14 protein-coding genes are annotated in these 15,049 nt (G+C 72.3%); 11 read left to right on the top strand and 3 right to left on the bottom strand.

Features of this window, described 5'->3' with window-relative positions; genetic code table 11:
• Window positions 1–20: 20 nt before the first annotated feature.
• The gene (locus ACZ7OY_RS38890; RefSeq protein WP_472250300.1) at window positions 21–341 is read right to left on the bottom strand and encodes a hypothetical protein; all 321 of its coding nucleotides are present in this window, start codon (window positions 339–341) and stop codon (window positions 21–23) included.
• A 176-nt stretch (window positions 342–517) separates the two neighbouring features.
• Complete coding sequence (locus ACZ7OY_RS38895) at window positions 518–949, bottom strand: response regulator (RefSeq protein ID WP_472250301.1); 432 nt, start codon at window positions 947–949, stop codon at window positions 518–520.
• A 286-nt stretch (window positions 950–1,235) separates the two neighbouring features.
• On the opposite strand from ACZ7OY_RS38895, the gene ACZ7OY_RS38900 reads away from it, so the two are divergent.
• The 8 genes from ACZ7OY_RS38900 (at window position 1,236) to ACZ7OY_RS38935 (ending at window position 10,426) form a co-directional block, all read left to right on the top strand.
• Complete coding sequence (locus tag ACZ7OY_RS38900; protein ID WP_472250311.1) at window positions 1,236–2,864, top strand: sensor histidine kinase; 1,629 nt, start codon at window positions 1,236–1,238, stop codon at window positions 2,862–2,864.
• Window positions 2,861–4,117 (top strand): PP2C family protein-serine/threonine phosphatase, encoded by a 1,257-nt coding sequence (locus ACZ7OY_RS38905; protein ID WP_472250302.1) that lies wholly within the window; start codon window positions 2,861–2,863, stop codon window positions 4,115–4,117. Before ACZ7OY_RS38900 ends, ACZ7OY_RS38905 begins: the two co-directional genes overlap by 4 nt.
• Window positions 4,118–4,300: 183 nt before the next feature.
• Window positions 4,301–5,236, top strand: coding sequence for an ABC transporter ATP-binding protein (locus ACZ7OY_RS38910; protein ID WP_351608017.1), 936 nt, complete (start codon window positions 4,301–4,303; stop codon window positions 5,234–5,236).
• Window positions 5,233–6,087 carry an ABC transporter permease gene (locus tag ACZ7OY_RS38915; RefSeq protein ID WP_472250303.1) on the top strand — a complete coding sequence of 285 codons (855 nt, stop codon included), beginning with the start codon at window positions 5,233–5,235 and terminating at the stop codon, window positions 6,085–6,087. The genes ACZ7OY_RS38910 and ACZ7OY_RS38915 overlap by 4 nt, the downstream gene beginning before the upstream one ends.
• 171 nt (window positions 6,088–6,258) lie before the next feature.
• The gene (locus ACZ7OY_RS38920) at window positions 6,259–7,626 is read left to right on the top strand and encodes a histidine kinase (protein WP_472250312.1); all 1,368 of its coding nucleotides are present in this window, start codon (window positions 6,259–6,261) and stop codon (window positions 7,624–7,626) included.
• Entirely contained in the window at window positions 7,623–8,300 is a 678-nt protein-coding gene (locus ACZ7OY_RS38925; protein ID WP_472250304.1) for a response regulator, read from the top strand. Before ACZ7OY_RS38920 ends, ACZ7OY_RS38925 begins: the two co-directional genes overlap by 4 nt.
• Before the next feature lie 253 nt (window positions 8,301–8,553).
• Window positions 8,554–8,757: a cold-shock protein gene (locus ACZ7OY_RS38930; RefSeq protein WP_152889447.1), complete on the top strand. Its 204-nt coding sequence runs from the start codon at window positions 8,554–8,556 to the stop codon at window positions 8,755–8,757.
• A 235-nt stretch (window positions 8,758–8,992) separates the two neighbouring features.
• Window positions 8,993–10,426, top strand: a complete 1,434-nt coding sequence (locus tag ACZ7OY_RS38935) for a DEAD/DEAH box helicase (RefSeq protein WP_472250305.1) — start codon at window positions 8,993–8,995, stop codon at window positions 10,424–10,426.
• Between the two features lie 109 nt (window positions 10,427–10,535).
• Here ACZ7OY_RS38935 and ACZ7OY_RS38940 read toward each other — a convergent pair whose 3' ends face one another.
• Window positions 10,536–11,978: a lipase family protein gene (locus ACZ7OY_RS38940; RefSeq protein WP_472250306.1), complete on the bottom strand. Its 1,443-nt coding sequence runs from the start codon at window positions 11,976–11,978 to the stop codon at window positions 10,536–10,538.
• A gap of 418 nt (window positions 11,979–12,396) precedes the next feature.
• On the opposite strand from ACZ7OY_RS38940, the gene ACZ7OY_RS38945 reads away from it, so the two are divergent.
• From ACZ7OY_RS38945 to ACZ7OY_RS38955, 3 genes are all read left to right on the top strand, one after another.
• On the top strand, window positions 12,397–13,041 hold the full coding sequence (locus ACZ7OY_RS38945) for a TetR/AcrR family transcriptional regulator (RefSeq protein WP_472250307.1): 645 nt from the start codon (window positions 12,397–12,399) through the stop codon (window positions 13,039–13,041).
• 150 nt (window positions 13,042–13,191) lie between these two features.
• Window positions 13,192–13,932, top strand: a complete 741-nt coding sequence (locus ACZ7OY_RS38950) for a hypothetical protein (protein ID WP_472250308.1) — start codon at window positions 13,192–13,194, stop codon at window positions 13,930–13,932.
• On the top strand, window positions 13,917–14,642 hold the full coding sequence (locus ACZ7OY_RS38955) for a DUF1775 domain-containing protein (protein ID WP_472250309.1): 726 nt from the start codon (window positions 13,917–13,919) through the stop codon (window positions 14,640–14,642). Before ACZ7OY_RS38950 ends, ACZ7OY_RS38955 begins: the two co-directional genes overlap by 16 nt.
• The last annotated feature ends 407 nt before the right edge of the window (window positions 14,643–15,049 follow it).

Below are 15,049 nucleotides of genomic sequence, written 5' to 3' on the forward strand. Positions count from 1 at the left end.
CTCGAACCGCCCGGTGGCGGTCAGCCGGTGTGATTCAGCCAGCGCTGGAAGGTGGTGTTGACGCTGCCGGGCAGTGCGCTGAGCTGGTCGATGGCCTCGCGGTCCTCGGGCCGGGGCGGGATGCCCGCCATGGTCAGGATCGCCTGGAGCTCCAGCCGCCGCCGGTCGCGCGGGTCGATGGTGAAGTCGAGGCGCTGCGCCGGGTCCGGCGCGGGCAGGAAGTGGTCCCCCTCCTCCTTCTGCCGCCAGGCGCTCGCCCAGGCAGCGGGCGCCGCCGAGTCGACGGCGTAGGGGTCCACGAAGGTACGGGGCGAACCGGACTCGAAAACGGTGCTGGTCACGTGGGTCTCCTTCTCGTGCGGTCCCTGCTTGCAGGACAGGAGGCCTCACGTGACCGGTCCGGTTGCGCCGCGCGCCGGATGTCACGCCAATGGCGTCATCGGCACGTCATCGGCTGGTCTGCTGAACATCTCACGCGACCGGCGATCCGCGTGCCGAGTCCCGGCCGCGCCCCTGGCTACGGCCGCGGTTTGACCGCGACGTCGAGGTAGAAGGCGTCGATGCTGCGCACCGCCTCCTCGAACTCGTCGAGGTTGACCGGCTTGGTCACATACGCGTTCGCGTGATGCTCGTACGCCCCCGAGACGTCGTCGGGCGCCGCCGACGTGGTGAGCACGACCACGGGAATGGTGCGCAGATCCGCGTCCGCCTTGACGATCGCGAGGAACTCGCGGCCGTTCATGCGCGGCATGTTCAGGTCCAGGACGATGAGGTCGGGACGTGTACGGGCCGGGTCACGGAGGTACTCCAGCGCCTGCACGCCGTCGGAGACCTGGGCGAGATTGCGCGCGCCCCGGTCGGCCAGGGCGTCCTGGATGAGCATCGCGTCGGCCACGTCGTCTTCGACCAGCAGTACGTCATAGGGACGGGGGGAGGCAGAGGCTGCCATGTTACGAGCTCCTGGTCGGCTGGTGGGAAGGGGAGCGCTGTACCGCCTCCTCCATGGTCACCAGAACATACAGGTGCGCGACGGCCCGGACACGGTCGGTGGGGACGGGGTCCCCGGGGCAGACATACGGGTCAGCCTAGTTGCCGGTGTGAAGAGTCGACAACAACTGTTGTCCGGCCAGGTTAAGGTGTGCCTGCCGTACGCACGGTTCGGCTGGATGTTCGGAATCGGTCGGATCCTGAAGGAGTGCCACCTCGTGCAGAAAGCCGCCTCCGCCGACGGGCCGATGGCCGGCTGGACCACCCGGCACTGGCTGCGCCGAGGAGTTGCCGCGACCCTGCTGGTGCTGACGGTCCTGGGATCGGTGGGGGCGTGGGCGATGCTGCGGTCGTCGAGGATCTCCGACGAACTGGTCAACCGGCGCAGCCCCGCCCTGGTGAACGCCGTGCGCCTGGAGTCGGCGCTGCTCAACCAGGAGACCGGGGTGCGGGGTTACGGACTGACCGGCCGTACGGAGTTCCTCACCCCGTACACCGAGGGCGTCGCGGCGGAGCGGCAGGCCGTGGGGCGGCTGGAGGAGGTGCTGCGCGGCGGCGATGACCTGGCCGATCTCGCGGCCGTCCGCAAGGCCGCGGGCACCTGGCAGGAGCGGATCGCCCGCCCCGTCTCCGGCTCGTCGGCGGCGACGGCCCTGGCCCTCTCGGCGGAGCGGGCGGAAGAGGGCAAGACCGAGTTCGACGCGGTGCGCAAGGCGCTGAAGGCCCAGCAGAGCCGGCTCCAGCTGGAACGCCAGCACGCGGCCGACGCGCTGCGCCGCGCCACGGTCCTGCGCAACTGGACGCTCGCCGTGGACGCCCTCGTCGTCGCCGTGGTGGCCGCGCTCGTCTTCGAGGCGCTGCGGCGGGGCATCACCCGCCCGCTGGAGCAGGTGGGCGCCGGAGCCAGGGACGTGGCACGCGGCCGTTTCGACCGGCGCATCGCGGTCACCGGTCCCGCGGACATCAGACAACTCGCCGTGGACGTCGACGGGATGCGGACCCGGCTGGTGGACGAACTCGCCTTCAGCGAGGAGGCGCGCCGGCTGCTCGACGAGCAGACGGCCGAACTGAAGCGCTCCAACACCGAACTGGAGCAGTTCGCCTACGTCGCCTCGCACGATCTCCAGGAGCCGCTGCGGAAGGTGTCCAGCTTCACCCAGCTGCTGCAACGCCGCTACGGCGGTCAACTGGACGAGCGGGCCGACCAGTACATCGCGTTCGCCGTCGACGGCGCCAACCGGATGCAGGTCCTCATCAACGACCTCCTCGCCTTCTCCCGGGTGGGGCGCGTGCACAACGACCACGCCACGGTGGACCTGGAGGAGGTCCTGCGGCGCACCCTGGACACCTTGAGCATCCCGATCGAGGAGACCGGGGCCGAGGTGACGGTCGATCCGCTGCCCGTGGTGGTCGGCGACGCGACCCAACTGGGCATGCTGTGGCAGAACCTCCTGTCGAACTCCCTGAAGTTCCGCGACCCGGAGCGCCGACCCGAGATCCGGGTCGGCGCGCGACGCGTGGGCGACGTCTGGGAGTTCGGCGTCGGCGACAACGGCATAGGCATCGCCCCGGAGTTCCGGGACAAGGTCTTCGTCATCTTCCAGCGGCTGCACACCCGGGAGGCCTATCCGGGCACCGGCATCGGTCTGGCCATGTGCAAGAAGGTCGTGGAGTTCCACGACGGTTCGATCGGGATCGACCCCGGTCACACCCCCGGCACCCGGGTCGTGTTCACCCTGCCCGGTGCCGACGTCGGCCAGGAGCCCGGGTCACCCGCGTCACCCGCGCCGTCCAAGTCACCCGCGTCACCCGAGTCGTCCGAGTCACCCGCGTCACCCGAGTCGTCCGAGTCGCCAGCGGGAGCGCCGCAGTCATGACACCACCGGCCCCACGGGACGAGACGGCCTACGACATCCTCCTCGTCGAGGACGACGAGGGCGACGCCGTACTGGTCGAGGAACTGCTCCACGACACCGATCTGCGGCACTCCCTCGTGCGCGGCAGGACGATGGCCGAGGCACGCCGGGAACTGGCCGGACGGCGCTTCGACTGCGTACTGCTGGACCTGCATCTGCCCGACATCGCCGGGCTGGAGAGCGTGGAGGCGATCCGGCGGGAGGATCCCCAGGCCGCGGTGATCGTGCTCACCGGGCTCGCCGAGTCCGGCGCAGGGGTCGACGCGCTGGCCGCGGGCGCGCAGGACTACCTCGTCAAGGGCAAGGTCGACCACGAACTGCTCCAGCGGGCCGTACGGTACGCGGTGCAGCGCAAGCAGTCCGAGCGGGCCAGCGCCGCCCTTCAGGTCGGCCGGCTCCGGGCACAGGAGAACGCCCGGCTGGAGCGGGGTCTGCTGCCCGAGCCGATCCTCGCCTCGCCGTCGGTGACGGCCACCAGCCGCTATTTCCCCGGCCGTGAACAGGCCCTGCTGGGCGGCGACTTCCTCGACGTCGTCCAGACCGAGGACGGCCAGGTCCACGCGGTCGTCGGGGACGTCAGCGGCCACGGCCCGGACGCCGCGGCGCTCGGCGTCTGCCTGCGCATCGCCTGGCGCGCGCTGACCCTCGGCGGCCACCGCGGCGCGCAGCTGCTGGACCTGCTGGAGCGGATGCACATCGCCGAACGCACCGGCAGCGACCTGTTCACCACCTGCACCCTCATCACCCTGGACCCGGCCCGCGGCCTGCTCACCCTCCATCTCGTCGGGCACCACGAGCCGCTGATCGTGACCTCCCGCGGTCCCGAGGTCCTTCAGTCCAAGCACGGCATCGCGCTGGGCATCATCCCCGGCCTCGGCGAATGGCCCGCCACCACGGTGCCACTGCCGCCGGACGGGAGCCTGATCGTGTACACCGACGGACTGATCGAGGGCTACGCCGGCGGTGACGACTCCCGCCTCGGCGTCGAAGGCGTGCTGGCCATCCTCGGCGAGACACGCTCCCACGGCACCGGCGAACAGCTCGATCACCTCATCGCCGAGGCACGCGCCCGCAACGCCGACCGCCACACGGACGACCTGGCCGTCCTGCGTATCGACTGGTGCGACATGAGCGGGCCCGAGCCCGGTGCCCGGGTGCCCGACCAGAGCCGCGACCCGCGCGACGACGCCCGGCGGCAGCCGACCGACCGGTGACGCACGCGCCCTGACGGGAGAGCGCACCCGGGACCGCCCTCGCGGCCCCGGCCGGCGTAGTACCGCGGTACCACCCTCGCGCGCCATTGCCCCCCGGGGTACCACGGATCGCGGCCGTCCGGCACCTAGCGTTGCAGGTGAGAGGACCGGACGGGTCCGGCGGCCCAGAGCGAGGGAGCGACGATGATCGAGGCGCAACAGCTGACGAAGCGGTACGGGGAGAAGACGGCGGTCGACGGCCTGGACTTCGTCGTGAAGCCGGGCACGGTCACCGGCTTCCTGGGCCCGAACGGCGCGGGGAAGTCCACCACCATGCGCATGATCGTCGGACTGGACGCGCCGACCGCCGGCACCGTCACCGTCAACGGACGCCACTACGCCGAGCACAGCGCGCCGCTCCAGGAGGTCGGCGCCCTGCTGGAGGCGAAGTCGATCCACCCGGGCCGCTCCGCGTTCGACCACCTGATGGCGCAGGCCCACACGCACGGCATTCCACGCCGCCGCGTGGAGGAGGTCGTCGAGCTGACCGGCCTTCAGTCCGTGGCGAAGAAGCGCGCCGGCGCCTTCTCCCTCGGCATGGGCCAGCGGCTCGGCATCGCCGCCGCCCTGCTGGGCGACCCGGCCACCCTCATGCTGGACGAACCGGTCAACGGGCTGGACCCCGAAGGCGTGCTGTGGATCCGCAACCTGCTCACCCAGCTCGCGTCCGAGGGCCGTACCGTCTTCGTCTCCTCGCACCTGATGAGCGAGATGGCACTGGTCGCCGACCACCTGATCATCGTCGGCCGCGGGCGTCTGCTGGCCGACACCACGGTGCAGGAGCTGATCCGCCGCGGCGGCGGCGACACCGTCACGGTCGCCTCCGACCAGGCGGCCCGCCTGCGCGAGGTGCTGTCCGGACCGGGCGTCGAGATCACCGGCGCGATCGGCACCGAGGAGCTCCAGGTGACCGGCCTGTCCGCACGGGCCATCGGCCTCAAGGCCGCCGAGCACGGCATCGCGCTGTTCGAGCTCAGCTCCCGGACGGTCTCGCTGGAGCAGGCGTTCATGGACCTGACCAGCGACGCCGTCGAGTACCACGGCACCACCACCGTCGAGACCCCCAGGAGCGTGGCATGACGACACCGACCGTGACCGAGAGCTCCGCGACGGCGCCCGCTCCCGCGCGGCCCGCCCGGCCGCAGTACAAGGTGACCGGACGCAGGGTGCTGCGCTCGGAGTGGGCCAAGCTCTGGTCCCTGCGCTCCACCTGGATCACCCTGGGCCTCGGCCTGCTGTTCCTGGTCGGCTTCGGCGTCATCGCGAGCGCGCACTACCACGCCGACTTCGTCGCGGGCCGGCCCCCGCGCCGGGACGACGCCAACGCCACCGCCCTCAGCCTCTCGCTGTTCGGAACCAACTTCGCCCAGTTGGCCCTGGGCGTCCTGGGCGTGCTGGTCTCCGCCGGCGAGTACTCCACCGGCATGATCCGCTCCACGCTCGCCGCGGTGCCCCGCCGCCTGCCGGTGCTGTGGGCGAAGGCGGCCGTGTTCGGGCTGGTCGCCCTGGTCGTGGCCACCGCGGGCGTGTTCGTCGCGTTCCCCGTCGGCAGCAGCCTGGTCTCCGACACCCCCGCGGCCCTCTCGCTCTCGCACGGGGGAGTGGTGCGCAGCCTGCTGGGCGCCGGGCTCTACCTCGGCACCGTCGCGGTGATCGGCGTCGCGCTCGGCGCGCTGCTGCGCTCGGTCGCCGGCGGCATCGCCGTCCTGGTCGCCTCGCTGATGCTGGTGCCCGGACTGGTCTCGCTGCTGCCCACCTCCTGGCAGGACGACATCAGCCCGTACCTGCCCAGCAACGCAGGTGAGTCGATGTTCGCCCTGACCCACGACGCGACGACGCTGGCCCCCGGCGCCGGAGGCCTGGTCTTCCTCGGCTGGACCGTGCTCGCGCTCGCGGGCGCCGCGTACCGTCTGGTGCGTACCGACGCCTGAGCCGGCGGCCGCGGCCGGGCGGTGCGCGAGCGGCCCCGGGCCGGTGCGCTCCGCCCGGCCGGCGTGCGCCACGATGAACGGGTGACCTCCATGAGCAGCGACGACATCACCGCGGGGACGGCCGTCCCGGTGCGGGCGGCCGTCCCCGGCGGAGCGACCGCGCTGACCGGGATGGACCCGGTGTGGAACCATCCGCTGGTCGGCCGGGTGTCCCGGGTCGGCCGGCGGCTGCGGCAGACGGACCGCTCCCGGCCGTGGCTGCTGGACACGGCGCTGGTCCTGGTCATGGTGGCCCTGCTGTGCGTGCCGGACCTGGTGCCCCACCACCACGAACGGCACGACCAACTCGCCAAGGCCTTCACCCATCTGTCGGTCGCGGCGACCCTCGCACTCCAGGCCGGACAGGTACTGCCGCTGCTGTGGCGCCGCAGACAGCCGTCCGTGGCCTTCGCGCTGACCGCCACCGTCTTCCTGGTCCAGTGCGCCCTGGGAGCCTGGCTGCGCGTCGCCGTCGCCGTCCTGGTCGCCCTCTACAGCCTCGCGCTGCACGGGCGGCTGCGTCACCTGCCCACCGCCTGCGCCGTGACGGTGAGCGGACTGGCGCTGCTGGCCGTACGGATGCGCTCGGACGTTTCCGTCCTGGACGGCCTGTTCCTGCTCAGCACCACCATCGTCGCCGCGGTCGCGCTGGGGCTGGCCGTACGCATCCGGCGCGCCCAGGTCGCCGGACTGCGCGACCGTGCGGCCCGGCTGGAGATCGAACGCGACCAGCGCAGTCGGCTGGCCGTCGCCACCGAACGCACCCGGGTGGCCCGCGAGATGCACGACATCGTCGGCCACAACCTCTCCGTCATCATCACGCTCGCCGACGGCGGCGCCTACGCGGCCGACACCTCCCCGGAACGCGGGAAGCAGGCCCTGCTGCTCATCGGTGACACCGGCCGCCAGGCGCTCGGCGAACTGCGGCGCACCCTCGGCGTGCTGCGCGAGCAGACCCAGGCCCCCCGGCTCAGCCCCCAGCCGGGCCTCGCGGACATCGACGCCCTGTGCGCCCGGATCCGCTCCGCCGGCCCCCAGGTCACCTACCGGACCGCGGGCACGCTGGACACCCTGGACCGCGGCTTCCAGCTGGCCGTCTACCGTATCGCCCAGGAAGCCCTCACCAACGCCCTCAAACACGCGGGCCACGACACCCGGATCCGGCTGTCGGTGACCGCCGCCGACCCGCTGGTGCACATCGAGGTCCACGACACCGGACCGCAGGACGGGACCGTCCGGATCCGGGCGCCCCACGACGAAGGACACGGACTGGCCGGAATGAGAGAACGCGCTGCCCTGTACGGCGGGACGGTCGTCGCGGGCCCCACGACGGACGGGGGCTGGACGGTCCGGGCCACCCTCGACCTCAGCCCGCCTGCCGGCCTGCCGGGCTTGGCCGGTTCCGCCGACGCGCCGGGCCGGCCCGGCCCCTCCGGTTCACCCGGCGTGCCCGACCGGACCGGTCTGCCGGGCGAGGTCGCGGCGGGGGGCGCGGCATGACCACCGTGCTCATCGTGGACGACCAGCCGTTGCAGCGCTTCGGTTTCCGTATGCTCCTGGAGAGTTCCCCCGAGACCGTGGTCGCGGGCGAGGCGGCCCACGGCGGCGAGGCCGTCCGCCAGGCCGCCGAGCTCCGCCCGGACGTGATCCTGATGGACGTCCGGATGCCGGGGATGGACGGCATCGAGGCGACCCGGCGCATCGTCGCCTCCGGAGGCCGCTCCAGGGTCCTCGTCCTGACCACCTTCGACGTGGACGAGTACGCCCATGCGGCCCTGCGCGCGGGAGCCAGCGGATTCCTGCTCAAGGACGCCCACCCGGAGGAGCTGCTGGCCGGGATCCGCGCGGTCGCCGCGGGCGACGCGGTGATCGCCCCCGCCCTCACCCGGCGCCTGCTGGACGCCTACGCACACCATCTGCCGCAGACCGCGCCGGACGCCGGCGCCGAGGGCGACCCCCGGGTGCGCTCCCTGACCGAACGCGAGCACGAGATCCTGGTCGCCATCGGCCGGGGCTGGACCAACGGGGAGATCGCCGAACGGCTCGTTCTGTCGGAGTCCACGGTGAAGACCTACGTGGGCCGCGTCCTGGCGAAGATCGGGGCGCGCGACCGTGTCCAGGCCGTCATCCTCGCCTACGACCTCGGACTCGCCCGCCCGAATCCCTCGGAGTGAACAGCGTCCGTACGCCCACGGGCGCGGCCGGACGCGAAGCGGCGAGGGTCACGGGTGGAATAACAATACGGATGCGCCTAACGTGGTAACCTTGCCGTAGTTGCAGTTGTGGTTCCCGAACTTCAAGTGCCTTGACGGTTGTATGCCGTCGGGTGTTTTTTGTCTTTCCGGTGCTTGTCCGGACGGGGTTCATTGTGGCGACGCAGGGGCTCGCATGGTGTGAGTCCGCGGGCACAGCCCCGAAGGAGATGACATGGCTACTGGCACCGTCAAGTGGTTCAACGCGGAAAAGGGCTTCGGCTTCATCGAGCAGGACGGCGGCGGCCCGGACGTCTTCGCCCACTACTCGAACATCGCCACGTCCGGCTTCCGTGAGCTTCAGGAAGGCCAGAAGGTGAACTTCGACGTCACGCAGGGCCAGAAGGGCCCGCAGGCGGAGAACATCACTCCCGCCTGACGTCGAAACGTCTGAGGAAGTTGGGGCCCGTCCGTCATGGACGGGGCCCCAACTTTTTGTTTCCGTATGCCGCGGAAAATCATGGGACACCTTTGGCCCGGGAATTCGACCGCAAAGCCCGGCCCCCAAACCGGCCCGCCCCGAGGCGTGGCCTTGAAATCGGCTCGTTCTTGCAATTCGTCCGGCTGTGTCCTGCCGGGAATTCCTCGATGCGTGCCCTCGAGGAAGGTTCTGCATGAGCCGTTCAGTCCGTCCTGAAGCCGGTTCGAGCGGCGACGCGCGCCGTCGCGCCACCCGCCAGGGGGATTTCCAGTCGCCGGACACCGTCGCCCCGGCCCTCCCTCCGGCCGCGACCTTCGGCGAACTGGACCTGCCCGACGCGGTGCAGCGGACCCTCGCCGACCGCGGCGTGAGCGAGCCGTTCCCGATCCAGGCCGCCACCCTGCCGAACTCCCTCGCGGGACGCGACGTCCTGGGACGCGGACGCACCGGCTCGGGCAAGACGCTCGCCTTCGGCCTGGCGCTTCTCGTGCGCACCGCGGGCCGACGCGCCGACTCACGCAGGCCGCTGGCCCTGGTCCTGGTCCCCACGCGCGAACTGGCCCAGCAGGTCACCGACGAACTCGCCCCGTACGCACAGTCGGTGAAGGTGCGTCTGGCCACCGTGGTCGGCGGCCTGTCGATGGGCCGGCAGACGGCCGCGCTGCGCGAGGGGGCCGAGGTCGTCGTCGCGACGCCCGGCCGTCTCACGGACCTCGTCGAGCGCAGGGCGTGCCGCCTGGACCAGGTGGACATCACCGTCCTGGACGAGGCCGACCAGATGGCCGACATGGGCTTCATGCCGCAGGTGACCGCGCTGCTCGACCAAGTGCGGCCCGACGGTCAGCGGATGCTGTTCTCGGCCACCCTGGACCGCAACATCGATCTGCTCGTCGAGCGCTATCTCCACGACCCGGTGGTCCACTCGGTCGACCCGGCGGCGGGAGCGGTCACCACCATGGAGCACCACGTGCTCCAGGTGCACGGCGCCGACAAGTACGCGACCGCCACCGAGATCGCCGCGCGGGACGGGCGCGTGCTCATGTTCCTGGACACCAAGCACGCCGTCGACCAGTTCACCAGGCATCTGCGCAGCAGCGGGGTGCGGGCCGCGGCCCTGCACGGCGGCAAGTCCCAGCCCCAGCGCACCCGCACCCTGGCGCAGTTCAAGGACGGCCAGGTGACGGTGCTCGTGGCCACCGACGTCGCGGCCCGTGGCATCCACGTCGACGACCTCGACCTCGTCGTCAACGTCGACCCGCCCGGCGACCACAAGGACTACCTGCACCGTGGCGGCCGCACCGCCCGCGCGGGCGAGTCGGGCACCGTTGTCACCCTGGTCGTGCCCAACCAGCGCCGGGACATGGCCCGGCTCCTGTCCGACGCGGGTGTCAGGGCCCGGGTCACGCTGGTCCGCTCGGGCGAGGCCGAGCTGAGCCGGATCACCGGGGCTCGGACTCCCTCCGGTGTCCCCGTCGACGGTGCCGCGCCGCTCCCGGCGCAGCGGCAGCGTGGCGGCACCCCCTTCCGCGGCCTGGGCAACCGCCCGGGGCGCGGCGGACGCGGCGCCGCCGAGGCCCGGCAGCTCGCCGAGGCCCGCAAGGCCGCACGGGTCCGCCGGGGCGCGTAGTCCGGGTGGTGCACAGCGCCCCGCCGACCGGGCGACCGGCCGCGCGGGTCGTGCCTGACGCGGCCGGTCGGTCGGCGGTGGCCCCCGGACCTGCACCGGGGCCGGGGGCTCAGGGGAGCAGGGGCAGCAGCCAGCAGTTGGAGAGGGTGGCCTTGCCGGCGAGCCGGTCGACCAGCCACGAGATGGCATCGCCCTGGTCCGTCAGGAGCGGGGCGAAGTGGTTGACGATGTTCTTCTCCCCGAGGCTCGGCAGATTGACGGGAACGTACGTGACGTCGGCGCCCTTGCCGCACCAGTCGGCGGCGAGTTTGCGGACCTGCCCGTGGGTCACCATGTCGTCGTTGACGCCGGTGACCACACGTACCGGAGCCGCGGGCTTGAGCGTGCCGATGCGCTGGGCGCCGATGAAGGACTTCAGCCGGGGTTCGCTGCCGACCACCTGCGAGACCGAACTGCCGTCCGTCGTCCACTGCGTGCTCGACACGGCCCCGAGGGTGAGCAACGCGTCACCGACGCACATGGTCGAGGTCTCGGCCAGCGCCGCCCGGCCCGCCGCGTTGAGATGCGCGTCGATGACGGGCCCGAGCGACGGGTCGCTCTGCACCATGCCGTTGACGGACCAGGCGATGGCGGCCGCGAGGGAACTGCCGTCGACACCCTTCATCACTTCGTTCAGATCGGCCGGCGGCGCCCCCGCGTAGGTGCCCGCCAGGGGGACGTCGGGTGCGTACGAGGGCTGGAGCTCGGCCGCGGCGGCACTGGCGCCCCCGCCCTGGCTGTAGCCGTACAGACCGACGGGGGACGCGGAGGTGATGGATGCGCCGGCCACCGTACGGGCGGCGCGCGCGACGTCGAGGAGGGCGTGCCCCTCGTCGACGCGGTTGACGTAGGTGTGGACGCGGTCGGTGGTGCCGAGCCCGGCGTAGTCGGTGACCGCGACGGCGACGCCCCGGCTCAGGATCCGGTAGATGGCCAGGGCCTCGTAGCCGACGGAGACGGAGCCCTCGTTCAGGGCGATGGGGTGTTCCAGCGCGAGCGAGGCGGAGCACTGGTCGCCCTGGCCCATCGTGCCGGGGGCGAAGGCCACGACCGGGCGGGGACCCTTGCCCTTCCAGGCGGCCGCCGGCTCGATGTAGGCGCCGGTCACGGCCATCGGCCGGCCTGCCGAGTCGGTGGAGCGGTACATCAGCCGGGTCGCCGTGCCGGGCAGCGGGCCGTCGACCCCGGGCAGGCTCAGTGCCAGGGGAAGCGGTTCGGTACGTATCAACGTGCCGTTGGTGTCCGGCAGTTGGGCCGGTGGTGTGTAGAAGGCAGGGACGGTCGGGGCGAGTGAACCGGACTCCTGCGTCGCGGCTGCGGCGGGCTGGGCCACGGCGGGCAGGGCGGTGGCGCCCAGGCCGCACACGGCGACCAGCGCGGTGGTCAGCAGACGGCTGCGGGCGGAGGTGGGCCGCCGTTCGCCCGCGGGCTGTGCTGTGGGGGACTGCTGGGTCCGACGGGGCGTCTCCAACGAGACGCCGTCCGGTCCGGACGGTCCGATCGATCGCTTCATGCGGCTCGCTCCTTCAGCAGACGAGGTCCGGGGCGCGCGGCCCTGGAGTCGTGGGGAGTCGTTCGAGATGGTGCGTCGCGCATGCCGACCGCCGGACGGTCGCCGGGTGCGGCGACCGTCCGGGCTTCGGCGGTTGGGACAGCGAGCCCGCTCTTCGCGCTCTCTCGGACCGAGACAGCGGCGCACCGGCGGGCACGGGCGTACGGAGGCTCTGGCCAGGAGCCTTTGTGGGGTGAGGTTCCGGGGCCGCCGGTCTGGTCCACCGAGGGCACCTGGAGGTGACTCAAGAGTCAGTTACTCGGGAGTCACATCGGCAGAGTAAGACGGCGTGTCACTGAGTGACAAGATGTCTGCAAGCGCCAAATGCGACTCTGGTTATGCTGCGTCGACCAGACGCGCATTGGGGTGGGGAGCGACAGTGCACGAGGTTTCGGCTGCAGAGCGTTCGGCGTTACTGGATCGGACCGCACGACCGCCCACGCTCGGCGAGCGGCGCAAGTCCGCACTCCGCGTGGAGATCGCGCACGCGGCCATCCGCCTGTTCACCGCGCAAGGGGTCACAGGCACCACGGGGGAGGAGATCGCGCAGGCCGTCGGCATCTCGGCCCGCACCCTCTGGCGGCACTTCCCGACCAAGGAGAGCTGCGTCAGACCGCTGCTGATCGCGGGCCTGAACGTCGTCGCGGAGGCACTGCGTGCCTGGCCCGCGGACACCTCGCTGCGTGACTACCTCGACGACGTCCGCGCCTGGAGCGATGCCTTCGCACCGCAGGAGGCCGTCTGGGAGCTGATCTCCCTGACCCGTACCGATCCGGGACTGCACGCCGTATGGCTCCAGGTCCACGACGACGCGCTGCCGGTCTTCGCCGAACTGTTCGCCCGCAGGGCCGGGAGTAGCCCGGACAGTCTGCGCGTGAAGGTGCACGCGGCGATGTTCAACGGGGCGCTGCGGGCAGCGGTGGAGGACTGCCTGACGGCGCCCGCGGGGATCCGTACGGAAGCCGGGCTGAACACCTCCCTGCGCACCGCCCTGCGCGCGGCGGCCGAAGGACTGCCCTACTGAAGCAGCGCGACACGCCGCGGCCGAGCCGCCCGACGGCTCGACCGTGGGACCGCCCGCCTGCCCGGCGTTGCCTCCCTCGGGTGCGACGGTTGACCTCTTCGGGGATGCGGACGGCGGCCGGGGCCGGCGATGCCCCATGATGAGCGGGCGATGACCACGCCCCGCACGCTTCGCCCCCGCACCCCGGTACACGGCCCGCCGCTGCCCGTCCTGCGGGCGGCCGTGTTCGCGGTCGTCGGGACGGTTCTCGGGGTGAGCGCGCACCATCTGGTCACCGAGGGGCCCGCGCCCTGGCGGCACGGCACACTGGCGGCCGCGGCGTTCTTCGGCGTCGGGCTCGTCGGCGCCCGGCGCCCGCGCTCCCTGGCCTCGGTCGTGACGGTCTGCGCCGCAGCGCAGGCCGGGCTGCACCTCTGGCTGACGACGGCGCCCGCGCGCCCCGCCCCGCTCGCGGCCCCGGCCGGACACCTGGGGCACGCGGCAGAAGCCCATCGGACGTGGCACGGGCACCCGCCGAGCTCGCCGACGATGACGGCGGTGCACATCGTGGCGGCCCTGCTGGTCGCCGTACTGCTGCACCGCGCGGACACGGTGTGCTGGTCGCTGGCGCGCGGTCTCGACGCGGCGGCCGTGACGGTCCGGGCGTGGACGGCCACGGCCCGGGCCCTGTGCCGCGGCCTCCGTGTCCCGGCCGAACCGGGGCCGCCGGCGCCCGTGTTCGCCCGGCCGGCCAGGCGGCCCCCCGAGGAGTCGGTGCTCGCCGGCGTGGTGGTGCGCAGGGGGCCGCCCCGGGGCGCAGCCCACCCGCGCCCACCGACCCTGCCGGGGCGGCGGTCCGTCCGGCCGCTCCGCGCATCCCACACCTGGAGACACCCATGTTCCGCGTCGTGAAGCGGTACCGCACCCCCCGACACCTGCCCCTGGCGGCCGCGGCGGCCGCCGGTGCCGTCCTGCTGGGCGCCGGCCCGGCCGCCGCCCATGTGGAGGTGGAGTCCGACAAGGCCCAGGCACTCGCCGAGCACGTCGAGATCGCCTTCGACGCAGAGTCGGAGTCGGACACCGCGGGGATCACACAGATCCGTGTCGTCCTGCCCGAGGGCATCGCCCCCGCCGACGTGACGTACGGCGAAGGCCCCCAGGGCTGGCAGTTCTCCGCGAACGCCGACGGATACACCGTCAAGGGCCCCGCCCTGAAGACCGGTGTCGACGCCGCGTACTCCGTCGTCGTCAGGCAACTGCCCGACGCGAGCAAGCTGGCCTTCAAGACCCTCCAGACCTACGCCGACGGACGCACCGACCGCTGGATCGAGCTGGACGAGAACGGGGAGAACCCCGCGCCGACCCTCCGGCTCAAGGCGGCCGCGCCGGGAGCGAAGCCGGTCGCCCCGTCGCCGACCGCGACCCCGGCCCCGAGTGCGTCCGCGTCGCCGGCGCCCGCCGCGGAGGGATCCGCCGCCTCGCCGTCCCCGCAGGCCGCCGAGGCGGAGAAGGACGACGACGGTCCCTCGGCCGGCGTCTGGGCCGGCATCGTCGCCGTGGTCCTCGCCGTGGCCGCCGGTGTCACCGTGTTCGTACGCCGCCGGGGCGGCGACGAAGGCTAGCCGCGGCCGCAAGGTGAAGGCCCCTGCGCCTTCCGGCGCAGGGGCCGTACGCCCCCACGGCACCGCCCTCGGTCGCGAACCGTCCCGGGACGGTGAACGCGAGGCGTCGACTGGCACTCAGTTCCCTAAATTGCAGCACTCAGTGCCATCTATGGGTTCTGACCTGCCCGGGACGATTTTCGGCCAACGTCTCGACGGTCGATCGTATGCCTGATTCGGTCGGTCGCTACGCCCGTAGACGAACCCCCTTTCCCATCTGGCACTCAGTGCTGCAAAATGAGGGTACTGAGTGCCGTTGAGGAGAGCGCATGTCTGACTTCGACCTGTACCGCCCGTCCGAGGAGCACGACATGCTCCGTGACGCCGTCCGTTCGCTGGCCGAGGCGAAGATAGCCCCGTTCGCGGCC

The organism is Streptomyces sp. NPDC107559, from assembly GCF_055657365.1.

Coding starts and splice junctions, on each gene's coding strand:
- ACZ7OY_RS38910 (WP_351608017.1), top strand. CDS start 4,301: ATGATCGAGGCGCAACAGCTGACGAAGCGGTACGGGGAGAAGACGGCG.
- ACZ7OY_RS38935 (WP_472250305.1), top strand. CDS start 8,993: ATGAGCCGTTCAGTCCGTCCTGAAGCCGGTTCGAGCGGCGACGCGCGC.
- ACZ7OY_RS38915 (WP_472250303.1), top strand. CDS start 5,233: ATGACGACACCGACCGTGACCGAGAGCTCCGCGACGGCGCCCGCTCCC.
- ACZ7OY_RS38925 (WP_472250304.1), top strand. CDS start 7,623: ATGACCACCGTGCTCATCGTGGACGACCAGCCGTTGCAGCGCTTCGGT.
- ACZ7OY_RS38930 (WP_152889447.1), top strand. CDS start 8,554: ATGGCTACTGGCACCGTCAAGTGGTTCAACGCGGAAAAGGGCTTCGGC.
- ACZ7OY_RS38955 (WP_472250309.1), top strand. CDS start 13,917: ATGTTCCGCGTCGTGAAGCGGTACCGCACCCCCCGACACCTGCCCCTG.
- ACZ7OY_RS38920 (WP_472250312.1), top strand. CDS start 6,259: ATGGACCCGGTGTGGAACCATCCGCTGGTCGGCCGGGTGTCCCGGGTC.
- ACZ7OY_RS38895 (WP_472250301.1), bottom strand. CDS start 949: ATGGCAGCCTCTGCCTCCCCCCGTCCCTATGACGTACTGCTGGTCGAA.
- ACZ7OY_RS38950 (WP_472250308.1), top strand. CDS start 13,192: ATGACCACGCCCCGCACGCTTCGCCCCCGCACCCCGGTACACGGCCCG.
- ACZ7OY_RS38940 (WP_472250306.1), bottom strand. CDS start 11,978: ATGAAGCGATCGATCGGACCGTCCGGACCGGACGGCGTCTCGTTGGAG.
- ACZ7OY_RS38905 (WP_472250302.1), top strand. CDS start 2,861: ATGACACCACCGGCCCCACGGGACGAGACGGCCTACGACATCCTCCTC.
- ACZ7OY_RS38900 (WP_472250311.1), top strand. CDS start 1,236: ATGGCCGGCTGGACCACCCGGCACTGGCTGCGCCGAGGAGTTGCCGCG.